Source organism: Arthrobacter sp. TWP1-1, from assembly GCF_049897845.1.
Lineage (GTDB): Bacteria > Actinomycetota > Actinomycetes > Actinomycetales > Micrococcaceae > Specibacter.
On record NZ_JAFCXC010000006.1, the window covers coordinates 1 to 13,742 of the forward strand.

Sequence of the window (13,742 nt, forward strand, 5' to 3'; positions counted from 1 at the left end):
GCGAAACTCAACCGCCGGCCCCGCCCGACCCTCAACCTTGAGACGCCTGCCAACCGACTCAACCAGCTGCTGCAAACAGCAGCATAACCCCCGCGTTGCTACGACCACTTGACTTTGCCCGAGAAACATCGACACCTAATGTACTTTCGCGGAGGGGTTCGGGTACTCAAAGTCCACAAAAAGCGCTGTCAGCGTAGCAATGAGTGCCCGGTCACGCCGTCCGCTACGATTGAGAAGACAGCGTGGTCGACATTTTCACAACAAAGCTGACTATTTAGGAGCAATACGTGGCACTTATTGAAGCCATTCATGCACGCGAAATTTTGGATTCCCGCGGAAACCCGACCGTTGAGGTTGAAGTTCTGCTGACCGATGGTGCCATGGGCCGCGCAGGCGTTCCCTCCGGCGCATCCACCGGTGCCTTTGAGGCAGTGGAACTCCGTGACGGCGACAAGGCCCGTTACCAGGGCAAGGGCGTTTTGCAGGCAGTTGAAGCTGTTCTGGAAGTTATTGCCCCTGAGCTTGAGGGCATTGACGCTACTGACCAGCGCCTGATCGATTCCATGATGTTGGAACTGGACGGCACCCCGAACAAGGGCAAGCTCGGCGCCAACGCCATCTTGGGCGTCTCCTTGGCCGTGGCAAGCGCCGCAGCCGAGTCTGCTGGACTGCCGCTGTACCGCTACCTCGGTGGCCCCAACGCACACGTTCTGCCGGTGCCGTTGATGAACATCCTCAACGGTGGCTCACACGCTGACTCCGACGTTGACATCCAGGAATTCATGGTTGTGCCGCTGGGTGCCTCCACGTTCTCCGAGGGCCTGCGCTGGGGCGTTGAGGTTTACCACAACCTCAAGTCCGTCCTGCAGGAAAAGGGTCTCTCCACCGGCCTGGGCGACGAGGGTGGCTTCGCGCCGAACCTGCCGTCCAACCGTGCAGCACTTGACCTGATCCTTGAAGCCATCACGCGCGCCGGCTACAAGCCCGGCACCGACATTGGCCTGGCTCTGGACGTTGCCTCCTCCGAGTTCTTCAAGGACGGCGCCTACCAGTTCGAGGGCAAGGCACTTTCTGCCGCCGAGATGAGCGCTTACTACGCTGAGCTCGTTGCCGATTACCCGCTCGTTTCCATCGAGGATCCCCTGGATGAAGATGACTGGGAAGGCTGGAAGACCCTGACCGACGCCATCGGCGACAAGGTTCAGATTGTTGGCGATGACTTGTTCGTCACCAACCCTGAGCGCCTTTCCCGCGGCATCGAAGCGGCTACCGCCAACTCGCTGCTCGTGAAGGTCAACCAGATCGGTTCATTGACCGAGACCCTGGATGCCGTTTCCATGGCCCAGCGTGCCGGTTACACCACCATCACCTCGCACCGTTCAGGCGAGACCGAAGACACCACCATTGCTGACATCTGCGTTGCTACCAACGCCGGTCAGATCAAGACAGGTGCCCCGGCCCGCTCCGAGCGCGTTGCCAAGTACAACCAGCTGCTGCGCATCGAAGAAGAGCTCGACGACGCCGCACGCTACGCAGGCCGCAGCGCGTTCCCGCGTTTCAAGGGCTAAATAGCACCAAGAGTCGCGGTAGCTGGCTAAGGTGGATCACACACCTTGGCTCAGCTACCGCGGCTTTGCCGTTTAACGAAGCCACCGGTGTAGCAAGTCTTGATCGGCAGAAGTAACTAGGAGAAGCATGGCCACGCGACGGCCCTCAGTGCCAAAAGCCACGTTCACTGCCGGTATTGGCACTAGCCCAGATGCATCGGGCAAATCCGGCAAATCGGGCAAATCCGGCAGCCCCGCGGAAAGCGCTGCCGCAGACGGTTCTGCCGCCAAAGGTTCGACGCCGGGTCCCGGCAAGGGTGCTTCGCCTGCCACTGGCGCGGGTGGTGCCCGCGGCAAGACCGAAGGTAAGGCTGGCGGTAAGGCCGGTGGCAAAGTGCGCCAACCCGCCTCGGATCCGAACAGTCGCAATGACCGAAATGAGCAGGACGGTGTGGTTCACTCCGCCGACAACAGTCCCGTGCCGGCGCGGTCCTTCTCCGGACGGTTGTTGGTTCTTGGCCTGGCCATGGGTGTTGTGACAGTGCTGCTGGCTCCAAATGTGCACACGTTTTTGCAGCAGCGTGCGGAAATTTCCGCACTGCGCGCTGACATCGCCGTCAAAGAAGGTCAACAAGACAACTTTGAAGCCGAACTGGCTCGGTGGGATGATCCGGCCTACGTCAAGCAGCAGGCCCGTGACCGGGTCAGTATGTTGATGCCGGGGGAGACCGGTTACTGGGTTTATGGGGCCAACGGTGTTGAGGCGGTTGCCGGCGCGCCCGATGCTGACGCTGCGAAGTCGTCCACGGCCAAGAACTCCACCGAGATTTCCATCAAACCATGGGTGGATGGCCTGTGGGACGCTGTGCAGGAATCTGCCAAGGTTGAGGCAAAGGTTGAGCCGAAAGCTGCACCGGCAACAGCTAGTCCGACGGAGCCAACTACGGCGCCATAATCGGCGGCCGACACGCATGGCTCAGCTGTTCCGCGGCCATCGTCCGCGGGGACAGGCTAAAATGACTGGTTGAACACCCCCGAAAAAGTTTTATGGAAGGCCAACCGTGCCCGCAACTGAAAGCTCCGCCACCGGCGGGCGCGTCCCCACGCAGCATGATCTGGACACGTTGAGCCGTCAGCTCCACCGCCCGGTGCGGGACGTCGTCGAGATCCCGGCACGCTGCGTCTGCGGCAATCCCTTGGTCGCAGCTACCGCGCCGCGCCTGAGCAACGGGATCCCGTTCCCGACCACGTATTACCTGACGCATCCCATCCTCACGGCCGCGGCATCCCGTCTGGAGGCCGCGGGCCTCATGAACGAGATGACCGACCGGCTGGGCGAGGACGCCGAGCTGGCCACCAAGTACCAAGAGGCCCACGAGAGCTATATTGCAGCTCGTGAGGCCATTGGTGAGCGGGCCGGCACCGGTCCGGTGCCCGAGATCGCCGGAATCTCCGCCGGTGGCATGCCCACCCGTGTGAAGTGCCTGCATGTGCTCATTGGCCATTCGCTGGCAGCCGGGCCCGGTGTTAACCCGCTCGGTGATGAAGCCCTAGCGGGAGTTGCCCAGTGGTGGACCGCGGACAAGTGCTACTGCGAAGGTGCCTGGGATGACGCTGCTCCCGTGCCCAACAAGGACCTGAGCCGCCACGTTAAGCACCTGAACAAGCAGGAAGGCTAGGCCCCATGCGCGTTGCAGCCATTGACTGTGGAACCAACTCCATCCGCCTGCTGATTGCAGATATAGCAGATCCATCGGATGGACAAGTTAGCGATGGCCAGGCCAGCGGTGGGCAGCAGCTCACCGACGTGCACCGCGAGATGCGAGTGGTCCGGCTGGGCCAGGGCGTCGACGTCACAGGCATGTTGGCGCCGGAAGCTCTCGAACGCACCTTTGCAGCCGTTGATGACTACGCGGAGTTGATCCGCACCTCGGCCGTGGAGCGGGTGCGGTTTGTCGCCACCAGTGCTACGCGGGATGCGGGCAATCGCGATGTATTTGTCGCCGGTATCCAGGCCCGCCTTGGCATTGCTCCCGAGGTCGTCAGCGGTGCCGAAGAGGCCGAGCTGTCCTTCAACGGTGCCGCCAGCGTCCTGCCCATGACGGAAAACCACAACGTGTTGGTGGTTGATTTGGGTGGTGGCAGCACCGAATTTGTCATGGGTAACGCGGCCGGAGTCACGGCCGCGTTGAGCACCGATATGGGCTGCGTCCGCTTCACGGAGCGCTACCTGCAAAATGATCCGCCCACAGCCCAGGAGATCGCGGTCGCCGAGCACGCCATTGCGGAAAAACTTCAGGAAGTTTTGGCTGTGGTCCCGCTCGGCGACGTTGAGCGGATCGTCGGCGTGGCGGGCTCCATCACCACCATCACGGCGCACGCCCTCGGGTTGGTGAGGTATGACAGCGAGGCGATTCATGCCGCCGTCGTACCTCTTGAAGCGATGGACGCCGCGGCCTCATCGCTGTTGACCATGACACACGCGGAACGGGCCGAACTTGGCTTCATGCACCCTGGCCGCGTCGATGTCATCGGCGCCGGTGCGCTGATCTGGCGCACCATCTTGCGCAAGCTGGTGCAGCTCGGTGACGGCGAACTGGAATCGGCAACCACTAGCGAACACGATATTCTTGACGGAATTGCCCTCGGTGCAGCACGCAGCTGACCTGCCCAACTCACGAAACGAGCCTTCATGGAGTTAGTCCCACGGTTGCGATCCATCGCCGCCGCGCTGATGACCCTTGTCCTGGCCGGATCGTTGTCGGTGGCGGTTGCCCCGGCGGCCTCGGCCGACGATATCCGGAATCGCGAATACTGGCTTGAACAGTCCGGTGTGAAAAAAGCGTGGGATGTTTCCCAGGGTGAAGGCGTCAAGGTCGCCATCATCGACAGCGGCATTGACACCGCCCACAAGGACCTCAAGGGTGCCGTAGTGGGTGGCGTTGACATGTCTGGCGCCGGAAATGCGACAGGTTCCAAGGGAATCGGCGCCGAACCCGAGCACGGCACCCTGGTAGCTACGATGCTCGCCGGTCGCGGCCATGTCGAAAGCACCGCCACCCCCACGTCCAAAAGTGCGACGGCGGCCCCCAAGCCAACTGTTGGCGCAGGTAATGACGGGGTCATCGGCGTCGCGCCCAAGGCTGAGCTGTTGAGTATTTCCGTTTGGCTGGGCAGCGATAACCCGTCCGGCAAGAACATTGACGATCAGATTCCGGCCGCCGTGAAGTGGGCCGTTGACCATGGTGCCAAGGTCATCAACATGTCACTGGGCAGTACGTCCACAGCCTGGCCGCAAAGCTGGGATGACGCCTTTGCTTATGCGGAGGCCAAGGACGTTGTCATCGTCGCGGCCGCGGGCAACCGCAAGTCCGGCAGCGAGCAGGTAGGCGCCCCGGCAACGATCCCCGGCATCCTCGCCGTTGGCGGTTTGGACAAGGACGGAACCGCAAGTGTCGATTCATCCTCGCAGGGCATCAGTATTGGCGTCAGTGCTCCCGCCGAAGATCTCGCCGGGGGACTGCCGGGCGGCGGTTATGCCCGGTGGAACGGCACAAGTGGCGCTGCGCCGATCGTTTCCGGCGTAGCGGCGCTGTTGCGAGCCAAGTACCCCGAGATGAGCGCGGCTCAGGTCGTTAATAGGATCATTTCGACGGCCAAGCCCAAGGGGGAGGGTGTCCCGAATGCGATCTATGGCTATGGAATTCTTGACGCCGAGGCCGCACTGAGCGCCGATGTGCCCCTTGTTGAAAAGAACCCGCTGGGCAGCATTGCTGACTGGATTCGGGTGCACCGTCGCGGTGAGGTGACCCCTCCGGCCGAGGATGGCAAGCCGGCCACCACCGTTCCGCAGGAAAAACCCACCCTGAATGACGCGACAGTACCCGTGGCCATTCCGGCAGGGCAAAGCACGAGCGCGCTGCCAAAGGTTTTGGTCCTCGGCTTTGGCGGGCTCTTGCTGTTGGTTTTGATAGGTGGGTCCACGCACGTGCTGTTGGTCCGCCGTCGTCTATCCACAGTGGGTGGAGAGCCAGCAACTGGAGACAAAGCGGGTGGAGGCTCGCCAACTGGAGAGTCAGCCGGCGCAGCCTCTGGGGGAGATGCTCCTAGCGGGGACTCCTCCGGCGCAGCTGATACCGAAGCAGCTCCTGGTGGAGCCGCTCCCAGCGGGACCGCACCGACACCGGGAAAGCCCGGCCACAAGCACTAACTTCACGTTCGGCGTACATCATGCGGCCCATTAACAGTGTGTCGTTACATTTTCCTGTAACACGGCTAGTGAATATTTTCACAAAGAGCGGTATCATTGGAATATGGCAATCACTCCCACCTTTTCAGCACGTCCGCGCGTCCTTGTAGTTGGCGGCGGTTACGTCGGCCTGTACACGGCCTTCAACCTGCAGAAGAAGATCGCAAAAACAGGTGGCATTGTCACCTTGATCGATCCACTGCCCTACATGACTTACCAGCCGTTCCTGCCCGAGGTAGCCGGCGGCAACATCGAAGCACGCCACGCGGTTGTTTCCTACCGCAAGCACCTGAAGCAGACCGAGGTCATTCAGGGCTCCGTGACGAGCATCGACCACGAGAACCGTACGGCCGTTGTAGCCCCGGCCGACGGCGGAGAGAACTTTGAGCTGCCCTACCACGACGTCGTCGTGGCTGCTGGCGCCATCACTCGTACGTTCCCCATCAAGGGTCTTGCCGAATCCGGCATCGGCCTGAAGACGATTGAAGAAGCCATTGCCCTGCGCAACCAGGTTCTCTCAAACATCGAGAAGGCCTCCACGGAGACTGACCCGGCAAAGCGCAAGCGCGCACTGACGTTCGTTGTTGTTGGTGGCGGCTTCGCCGGCATCGAGACCATCGCCGAGCTCGAGGACATGGCCCGTGCGGCCGTCAAGCTCAACGCTCGCGTTGATCAGTCCGAACTGCGCTTCGTGCTCGTTGAGGCCATGGGCCGCATCATGCCCGAGGTCACCGAGGCTCAGGCCCTGTGGGTTGTGGAGCACCTCCGCGGCCGCGGTGTTGAAGTTCTGCTGAACACCTCGCTGGACAACGCCGAGGAATCCAACCTCAAGCTCATCAACCTGCCGGACAAGTCCTTGGCCCAGCAGTTCGATGCTGACACCCTGATCTGGACCGCTGGCGTCATGGCCAACCCCATGGTTCGCTCCACCGATTTCCCGATCGAGCCCCGCGGCCGCGTTTCTGTCAACGTGAACCTGCAGGTTTCCGGCGAATTCGGCGTCATCGAAAACGCCTGGGCTGCCGGCGACGTTGCGGCTGTTCCGGATGTTACCGGCGGCCTGCCCGACGGTACCTGCGTTCCCAACGCCCAGCACGCTCTCCGTCAGGCCAAGCGCCTGGCCAAGAACCTGTGGGCAAGCCGCTTCAACAAGCCGTTGAAGGGCTACAAGCACAAGAACCTCGGCGCAGTTGCCGGCTTCGGCCAGTGGAAGGGTGTCGCCAAGATCATGGGCATCCAGCTCAAGGGTGCCCCGGCCTGGGTCGCACACCGCGGCTACCATGGCCTGGCCATGCCCACCGTCGAGCGCAAGATCCGCGTCCTCAGCGACTGGTTCGTCACCATGATCGCCGGCCGCGATCTGGCTCAGTTGGAGAACCTGCAGGCGCCCCGCGCCACGTTCGTCTCCGCTGCAACCCCGAAGCCCAAGCCGGCTGCAGCCGCTCCGGTTGAGGCTCCCAAGGCTGAGGTCAAGGAAGAATCCAAGGAAGAAGCAACCGCCAGCAAGTAGCTAGCGCAGCTGTTCCAAGTACGACGGCGGCCCGCGCCTCGGTCTGATTCCAGACTGAGGGCGGGCCGCCGTCGTTTCTTTTGTTTGATGGGGAACCGTTCAGTTCCCGGCGCTAGACTGTGCCCATGATCATCAGAGCTGAGCGTCCCGGGGATCGGCCCGAAATTCTGGCCCTGGTTGAGGCCGCCTTCCCGCAACCGGCTGAGGCCAAGCTCATCAGGGAGCTCTTTGCTTCGAGGGAGTACCTGCCGGCACTCTCATTGGTGGCCGAGTCTGATCGCCAGGAAATTTTAGGTTATGTCATCACCACGCGGGCATGGATCGGCGCCGGCACATCCTTGGGATTGGGCCCCATCGCCGTTCTGCCGGGCTACCAAAAGCAGGGTATTGGTTCGGCCCTGATGGAGGCCACCATCGCCGCGGCCACCACGATGGGGGAATCAACCATCGTGCTGCTGGGCAGCACGGAATACTTTCCCCGCTTTGGGTTCGTCCCCGCAGATTCGTTGGGCATCGCCTCACCTGACCCTTCGTGGGGATCGCACTTTATGGCGCTGCGACTCGAGGGCTTTGTTGCGGGCCAGCACGGACACTTCAAGTACGCGGATCCCTTCAACCACCTCTAGGCCCCGGTTTCTTCCGAGCGTGCCGATCCAGTAATGTGGAGGTCAGCCGCTGGCCAAAACCAGCCGCGCCCCAGTAGCCCAATGGCAGAGGCACCAGACTTAAAATCTGTTCAGTGTCGGTTCGAGTCCGACCTGGGGTACCAATTGCAGCAGTTTCGCGAAACCACTTATTGCAGTCTCTAAGTGAATTTTAGGTGAACTCCACGTGGTAATTCGCTGGCAATACTAGACAGCGGGAACAAAATAGGTTTCCCCAGTGTCGTACTTGGTAGAGTTGCAAATAGTATTTTCCCCCTATTTTGGAGGCACAGCATCATGGCACTTGGTGGTAATCCGGTTTTTGCGAAAGACAAAAACTTCAAGGACCAGCCGGCAGGACAGTTTGGTTACGCCAATGGCGGGGCCAACACCATGGCTGCCCAGTCGCAGTTTTCCACGCAGCAGTTGCAGGACATGTACAACAAACCTGCTGCAGGACCGGCACAGACCGGCCGCATGAGCTATGACGACGTCATCATGAAGACCGTCATGACGCTCGGCCTGGTGCTGGTGGGTGCAGCCCTTGGCTGGATGATCCCGGTTCTCATGTTCCCCGGCATGATTGTTGGCTTGATTCTTGGACTGGTGAACTCCTTCAAGAAGGAGCCCTCGCCCGTACTGATCCTGCTGTACGCCGGATTTGAGGGCCTGTTCCTTGGTGGTCTCTCGGGTCTCCTTGAGAATATGTACCCGGGTATCGCGATTCAGGCAATCCTTGGCACCTTGAGTGTGTTCGTTGTGACCCTAGTGCTGTTCCGTAATGGCAAGGTCCGCGCCACCCCCAAGATGATGCGCTTTTTCATCATTGCAATGGCCGGTTACGCGCTGTTCTCACTCATTAATTTCTTCTTGATGATCTTCAATGTCACCACCACCCCTTGGGGCGTCAACGGCATGGACATCCCGGGCACCAACATTCCCTTCGGTGTTGTGATTGGCCTGCTGGCGATCGGCCTGGCCGCCTTCTCCTTGATCGTTGATTTCACGTCGATCGAGAAGGGCATCCAGAACGGCGTCCCTGCCAAGTATTCCTGGACTGCTGCCTTCGGCTTGACCGTCACCTTGGTGTGGCTCTACGTGGAGATCCTGCGCCTGCTCGCGATCCTTCGCGGCAACGACTAATAATTTCTCAGCTTCAGTATTGCAACGCCCGGCCCATTGGACCGGGCGTTGTTCACATAACTCAAAATCAAGTTCCACCCATGTACGCATCTAACGAAAGCATCTCATGACCGTCTCCCCTCTGATCTGGGGCATTACCATCCTCGTCATCCTGGGCCTGCTGGCCTTCGATTACTTTTTCCACATCCGCAAGGCGCACATCCCCACCCTGCGTGAAGCAGCGATCTGGTCCTCAATCTATGTAGGTCTGGCAGTTGTTTTCGGCGTGGTTGTTTTCATCTTCGGCGGCTCTGCCATGGGCGGGGAGTACTTCGCCGGTTACATCACCGAAAAAGCACTCAGCGTAGACAACCTCTTCGTCTTCCTTGTCATCATCGCTAGTTTCAAGGTTCCCCGCGAGGATCAGCAGAAGGTCCTGCTTTTCGGCATCGTCTTCGCGCTGATCGCCCGCACGGGCTTCATCTTTGCCGGCGCCGCGCTGATCAACACCTGGTCCTGGATGTTCTACATCTTCGGCATCATCTTGCTCATTACGGCAGGTAACCTGCTCAAGGGTGAGGACGGTGACGACGACGGCGCTGACAACTTCATCATCAAGCTCGCCAAGCGTATGTTCAAGACCTCGGAGCACTACGACGGCGACAAACTCTTCACAGTTGTCAACGGCAAGAAGCTGCTCACCCCGATGCTGCTCGTCATGGTCGCCATTGGCGGCACCGACCTGCTCTTCGCGCTGGACTCCATCCCGGCCATCTTCGGTTTGACCCAGAACGTATACGTTGTCTTCACGGCCACGGCATTCTCACTCATGGGTCTGCGCCAGCTGTACTTCCTCCTTGACGGCCTGCTGGATCGCCTGATCTACCTTGCTTACGGTTTGGCCGCCATCTTGGCCTTCATCGGCGTCAAGCTGGTTCTCCACGCACTGCATGAGAACAACCTGCCGTTCATCAACGGTGGCGAGCACGTGCCCGTCTTCGAGATCTCCACGAGCCTCTCCCTGACGGTCATCATCGGCGTCCTCGCGCTGACCATCATCGCCTCCTTGGTCAGCAAGTCCGGCAAGGCCCAGACGGTGTTGAATAACGCTCGTCGCCACTCCGCGAGCTACCTTGAGTTGGACTACACGGCAGATGCTGGCGAGCGTGAGCGCGTCTACCAGCAGCTCATGGTCGAGGAGAACGCCATCCAGAACCTGGAGGTCAAGTTCCGTGACAAGCACAAGGACTCTGAGGAGATCCTCGAGCAGGTTGCCAAGGCACACGCCCTGCACGAAAAGATGACGGGCCGCTAAGCCCCAGTCACTCCTGTACAAAGAAGGGTCTCGTTGCTTTCGACCACTACGGTGGTTGAAAGCAACGAGACCCTTTTGCGTCGGTGGGCGGAGCGTGTCCGTCGCTGGTTGAGCTTGTCGTTCGTTGGTTGAGCCTGTCGAAACCTGGATCTCGACAAGCTCGATCAGCGGGGCCGCTCGGTCAGCTGATTCGGCGGGCTCCCGGTGCCGGCGATACGGCGAAAATATCCGGGGTGGTGAAGCCTGCCTGAGCGAAAGCTTCCTGAATTGCGGTGCTGACCTCGGCCTCCGAGGCTGCCGGAATCAACGCAATTGCCGAGCCGCCAAATCCGCCGCCCGTCATACGTGCGCCCAAGGCGCCCTGCGCCAACGACGTGTCAACGACGAGATCCAATTCGGGGCAGGAGATCTCAAAGTCGTCCCGCATGGAGGCGTGGCTTGCGGTGAGGAGCGCGCCAATGGCGACCGGTCCGGCGTCGTCCAGTACCTCCACGGTGTCGAGGACACGCTGATTCTCAGTCACAATATGACGCACTCGGCGGAATGTTTCTTCATCCAGCAGGCCGGATGCCTCGGGAAGATCGGCCGCGCTCACATCGCGAAGCGCCTTCACGCCAAGAACCTCGGCGCCAAGCTCGCAGGACGCGCGGCGGGCCGCGTAGCCACCCGTCGCGTGGGCGTGCGTGACCTTGGTGTCCACCACCAGGATCAACAGCTCCGCGGCGGCCAGGTCCAACGGAACCAGATTCGATTCCTGCGTGCGGCAGTCGAGGAACACGGCATTGCCGTCGGTTGAAAGCAATGACGCCGACTGGTCCAAAATGCCGGTGGGCGCACCAACAACCTCGTTCTCGGCGCGCTGGCCCACCAGAACCAGCTCGTTCAGGCTGAGCCCCGCGGATTCCAGTTCGTTGAAGGCCGTGGCAACCGCACATTCGATGGCGGCGGAAGAGGACAGCCCGGCACCGGAGGGCACTGTCGAGTGCAGGTACAGGTCAAAGCCGCCGATGGCGATGCCCATCTGGCCCATGACCCAGACAACGCCCAGCGGGTAGGCCGTCCATCCGTCCATGCTCTCGCGGGACAGGGTGGTCAGATCTACGCTGACAATTTCCGAATCGCCGTAACTGGAGACCAGGCGCGCCGTGTTGTCCTCGCGCAGGCGGATGGCAACCGCTGCGGCGCGGTCAATGGCGAAGGGGAGCACAAAGCCTTCGTTGTAATCGGTGTGTTCGCCGATCAGGTTCACACGGCCCGGGGCCGACCATACGCCGTCGGGCTCGGCACCAAAGCTGTCAGCAAACGCTTGGGCTACGTGGCTCGCATCGATGGACGCGCTCATGCCTGTCCTGCTTTCAATTTCGTGGAGACGTTGCGCAACATGGCGGCAGTCTGCTCCGGGGAGGTGTCGTTGATGAAGGCACCCATGGCGGCCTCGGAGCCGGCAAGGAACTTCAGCTTGTCCGCTGCTCGGCGCGGTGAGGTGAGCTGGAGGTGGAAGCGGCTCGCGGGGCGCAGGAGCGTATCCAGCGGGGCCTGGTGCCAGGCAGCAATGTACGGCGTCGGCGTCTCATAAATGTTGTCCAACGTTCGCAGGAGGTCAAGGTACATGACAGCCAGTTCATCGCGTTCCTCGCCTGTCAGGGCCGCGAAATCAGGCACGTGGCGGTGCGGTGTCAGGTGGATTTCCAACGGCATGTGCGCGGCAAACGGCACGTACGCGCTGAAGTGCTCGCCCTGGGCGAGCATGCGTTCGCCGGATGCGGACTCCTTGGCAACGATGTCTCCGAGCAGGGTTGCGGTGCCTTGGTTCTCGTCGTAGAACTTCCGGGCAGCGTTGGCCATGACCTGGCTGCGCGGCGGCACGTAGGAGTAGGCGTAGATCTGGCCGTGCGGGTGGTGCAGCGTGACGCCGATGTCCTGCCCGCGGTTCTCGAAGGGGAACACCTGCTTGATGCCGGGCAGCGCGCTGAGGGCCTCGGTACGGTGGGCCCAGGCGTCAATGACGGTGCGTGCACGTTCGGTGGAGAGCCCGCCAAAGGAGCCCGTGTGCTCCGGGGTGAAGGCCACTACTTCGCAGCGGCCAAAGGCTCGTCCCAGTGTGCCCCAGCTTGGGTTTTCGGGCACGGATCCCACGGCCGGGCCGAGGGAAGGGAAACGGTTTTCAAACACGGCCACGTCGTAATCGGCCTCAGGGATTTCCGAAAGGTTCACACCCGTGGTGGGGCACAGTGGGCACTGGTCTGCCGGGGGGAGGTACGTGCGTGTTTGGCGGTGGGCGGCGATCGCCACCCAATCTCCGGTCAAGGCGTCGAAGCGCAGATCCCCGGTGTTGTCCTCGGAGCGGGCATCCAACGGGCGGGTGTCAACCGCGGTATGGGCCTTGGCCGTATGACCGTCGTCAAAGTAGATGAGCTCGCGCCCATCGGCCAAAAGTGTGGAGGTGGCGTCAGTCATGAGGTCTTCCTGATTGAGGTTGAGGCCGGGGCCGTAATGAAGTTGGTGACCTTGGCAGAGAACAGCGCTGCCGTGGCGGGGCTGACCGCATCGTCGGTGATGATGGTGTCCACCGCGGAGAGCGGTGCGATCGAGGCCAGCGAACGGACCTGGAACTTGGTGCTGTCGGCCAGAATGACCAAGCGGCTGGTGGCTTCGATGAAAGCTGCATTGGTCTCAGCTTCCAAGGAATTGGGGCTTGTCAGACCCCTGCTGGAGTCCAGCCCATGGACGCCCATGAAGCACAGATCGGTGTTGAGGTTGTTCAAGGCAGTTCGTGCAACGGGCCCCACGAGTGCTTCCGAGGGAGTCCGCTCGCCGCCGGTGACAATGACCTTTATGTCCGAGCTCCCTTCCTGTCGGTACAGCAGCTCGGTGACCTTCAGCGAGTTGGTGACAACCGTCAGATGGGGCAGCCGATCCAACGCTCCGGCCAGGCAGACGGCCAGCTGGTAAGTGGTTGTGCCGCCTGTCAGGGCGAGCGTCATTCCCGGCTGGATCAGTGACAAGGCTTCTTCGGCGATGGCCAGCTTGCCGTCAAGTTGCTTGTCCACGTTGAGGAGGAACCCAGGCTCCAGTGAGCTCAAGCGGGCAAGGCGCATGGCGCCCCCGTGGATCTTCCTGGCCAAACCATTGTGATCCAGGGCTTCAATGTCGCGGCGGATGGTCATTTCGCTGACACTGAGAGCTGCGGCGATGTCGGTGACTCGAACCGCCTCGTGAAGCTGCAGCTCCTTGAGAATGCGCGCTTGGCGCTCCGGTGCCAGCATAGGGGACTCCTGCCTATCAATGATGTCTATCAATGATGAAGTGAACTTATAAACAAACTAAACAGTTTCAAACAAAATCGTACATTATG

Annotated in this window: 12 protein-coding genes and 1 tRNA gene; 10 read left to right on the top strand and 3 right to left on the bottom strand. The window is 61.1% G+C overall.

The window, feature by feature from the left end; all coding sequences use genetic code 11:
• Nucleotides 1-287 precede the first annotated feature (287 nt).
• The 10 genes from eno to ACP7B9_RS11825 all read left to right on the top strand — a co-directional run bounded on the left by eno (nucleotide 288) and on the right by ACP7B9_RS11825 (nucleotide 10,387).
• The gene (gene eno / locus ACP7B9_RS11780; RefSeq protein ID WP_425863592.1) at nucleotides 288-1,568 is read left to right on the top strand and encodes a phosphopyruvate hydratase; all 1,281 of its coding nucleotides are present in this window, start codon (nucleotides 288-290) and stop codon (nucleotides 1,566-1,568) included.
• 127 nt (nucleotides 1,569-1,695) lie between these two features.
• Entirely contained in the window at nucleotides 1,696-2,502 is an 807-nt protein-coding gene (locus tag ACP7B9_RS11785) for an FtsB family cell division protein (RefSeq protein ID WP_425863593.1), read from the top strand.
• A 106-nt stretch (nucleotides 2,503-2,608) separates the two neighbouring features.
• On the top strand, nucleotides 2,609-3,226 hold the full coding sequence (locus ACP7B9_RS11790) for a DUF501 domain-containing protein (RefSeq protein ID WP_425863595.1): 618 nt from the start codon (nucleotides 2,609-2,611) through the stop codon (nucleotides 3,224-3,226).
• Between the two features lie 5 nt (nucleotides 3,227-3,231).
• The gene (locus tag ACP7B9_RS11795; RefSeq protein ID WP_425863597.1) at nucleotides 3,232-4,212 is read left to right on the top strand and encodes an exopolyphosphatase; all 981 of its coding nucleotides are present in this window, start codon (nucleotides 3,232-3,234) and stop codon (nucleotides 4,210-4,212) included.
• 27 nt (nucleotides 4,213-4,239) lie between these two features.
• Entirely contained in the window at nucleotides 4,240-5,757 is a 1,518-nt protein-coding gene (locus tag ACP7B9_RS11800; RefSeq protein WP_425863598.1) for a S8 family serine peptidase, read from the top strand.
• Nucleotides 5,758-5,860: 103 nt separating this feature from the next.
• The gene (locus tag ACP7B9_RS11805; RefSeq protein WP_425863600.1) at nucleotides 5,861-7,306 is read left to right on the top strand and encodes an NAD(P)/FAD-dependent oxidoreductase; all 1,446 of its coding nucleotides are present in this window, start codon (nucleotides 5,861-5,863) and stop codon (nucleotides 7,304-7,306) included.
• Between the two features lie 125 nt (nucleotides 7,307-7,431).
• The gene (locus tag ACP7B9_RS11810) at nucleotides 7,432-7,932 is read left to right on the top strand and encodes a GNAT family N-acetyltransferase (RefSeq protein WP_425863602.1); all 501 of its coding nucleotides are present in this window, start codon (nucleotides 7,432-7,434) and stop codon (nucleotides 7,930-7,932) included.
• A gap of 67 nt (nucleotides 7,933-7,999) precedes the next feature.
• Nucleotides 8,000-8,075: transfer RNA gene (locus tag ACP7B9_RS11815), tRNA-Leu, on the top strand.
• 172 nt (nucleotides 8,076-8,247) lie between these two features.
• Nucleotides 8,248-9,093 carry a Bax inhibitor-1/YccA family protein gene (locus tag ACP7B9_RS11820; protein WP_425863604.1) on the top strand — a complete coding sequence of 282 codons (846 nt, stop codon included), beginning with the start codon at nucleotides 8,248-8,250 and terminating at the stop codon, nucleotides 9,091-9,093.
• 106 nt (nucleotides 9,094-9,199) lie between these two features.
• The gene (locus ACP7B9_RS11825; RefSeq protein WP_425863606.1) at nucleotides 9,200-10,387 is read left to right on the top strand and encodes a TerC family protein; all 1,188 of its coding nucleotides are present in this window, start codon (nucleotides 9,200-9,202) and stop codon (nucleotides 10,385-10,387) included.
• Nucleotides 10,388-10,568: 181 nt separating this feature from the next.
• On the opposite strand, the gene galK is transcribed toward ACP7B9_RS11825, so the two are convergent.
• The 3 genes from galK to ACP7B9_RS11840 are packed head-to-tail and all read right to left on the bottom strand — an operon-like array spanning nucleotide 10,569 to nucleotide 13,653.
• Nucleotides 10,569-11,729 carry a galactokinase gene (gene galK, locus ACP7B9_RS11830; protein ID WP_425863608.1) on the bottom strand — a complete coding sequence of 387 codons (1,161 nt, stop codon included), beginning with the start codon at nucleotides 11,727-11,729 and terminating at the stop codon, nucleotides 10,569-10,571.
• On the bottom strand, nucleotides 11,726-12,844 hold the full coding sequence (gene galT / locus ACP7B9_RS11835; RefSeq protein WP_425863610.1) for a galactose-1-phosphate uridylyltransferase: 1,119 nt from the start codon (nucleotides 12,842-12,844) through the stop codon (nucleotides 11,726-11,728). The genes galK and galT overlap by 4 nt, the downstream gene beginning before the upstream one ends.
• On the bottom strand, nucleotides 12,841-13,653 hold the full coding sequence (locus ACP7B9_RS11840; RefSeq protein WP_425863612.1) for a DeoR/GlpR family DNA-binding transcription regulator: 813 nt from the start codon (nucleotides 13,651-13,653) through the stop codon (nucleotides 12,841-12,843). The genes galT and ACP7B9_RS11840 overlap by 4 nt, the downstream gene beginning before the upstream one ends.
• Nucleotides 13,654-13,742: the final 89 nt, after the last annotated feature.

Bases quoted from the DNA above. Each gene is read 5' to 3' on its own strand.
- ACP7B9_RS11785 (WP_425863593.1), top strand. From the start codon at position 1,696: ATGGCCACGCGACGGCCCTCAGTGCCAAAAGCCACGTTCACTGCCGGT.
- ACP7B9_RS11795 (WP_425863597.1), top strand. From the start codon at position 3,232: ATGCGCGTTGCAGCCATTGACTGTGGAACCAACTCCATCCGCCTGCTG.
- ACP7B9_RS11800 (WP_425863598.1), top strand. From the start codon at position 4,240: ATGGAGTTAGTCCCACGGTTGCGATCCATCGCCGCCGCGCTGATGACC.
- ACP7B9_RS11805 (WP_425863600.1), top strand. From the start codon at position 5,861: ATGGCAATCACTCCCACCTTTTCAGCACGTCCGCGCGTCCTTGTAGTT.
- ACP7B9_RS11810 (WP_425863602.1), top strand. From the start codon at position 7,432: ATGATCATCAGAGCTGAGCGTCCCGGGGATCGGCCCGAAATTCTGGCC.
- ACP7B9_RS11820 (WP_425863604.1), top strand. From the start codon at position 8,248: ATGGCACTTGGTGGTAATCCGGTTTTTGCGAAAGACAAAAACTTCAAG.
- ACP7B9_RS11825 (WP_425863606.1), top strand. From the start codon at position 9,200: ATGACCGTCTCCCCTCTGATCTGGGGCATTACCATCCTCGTCATCCTG.
- galK (WP_425863608.1), bottom strand. From the start codon at position 11,729: ATGAGCGCGTCCATCGATGCGAGCCACGTAGCCCAAGCGTTTGCTGAC.
- galT (WP_425863610.1), bottom strand. From the start codon at position 12,844: ATGACTGACGCCACCTCCACACTTTTGGCCGATGGGCGCGAGCTCATC.
- ACP7B9_RS11840 (WP_425863612.1), bottom strand. From the start codon at position 13,653: ATGCTGGCACCGGAGCGCCAAGCGCGCATTCTCAAGGAGCTGCAGCTT.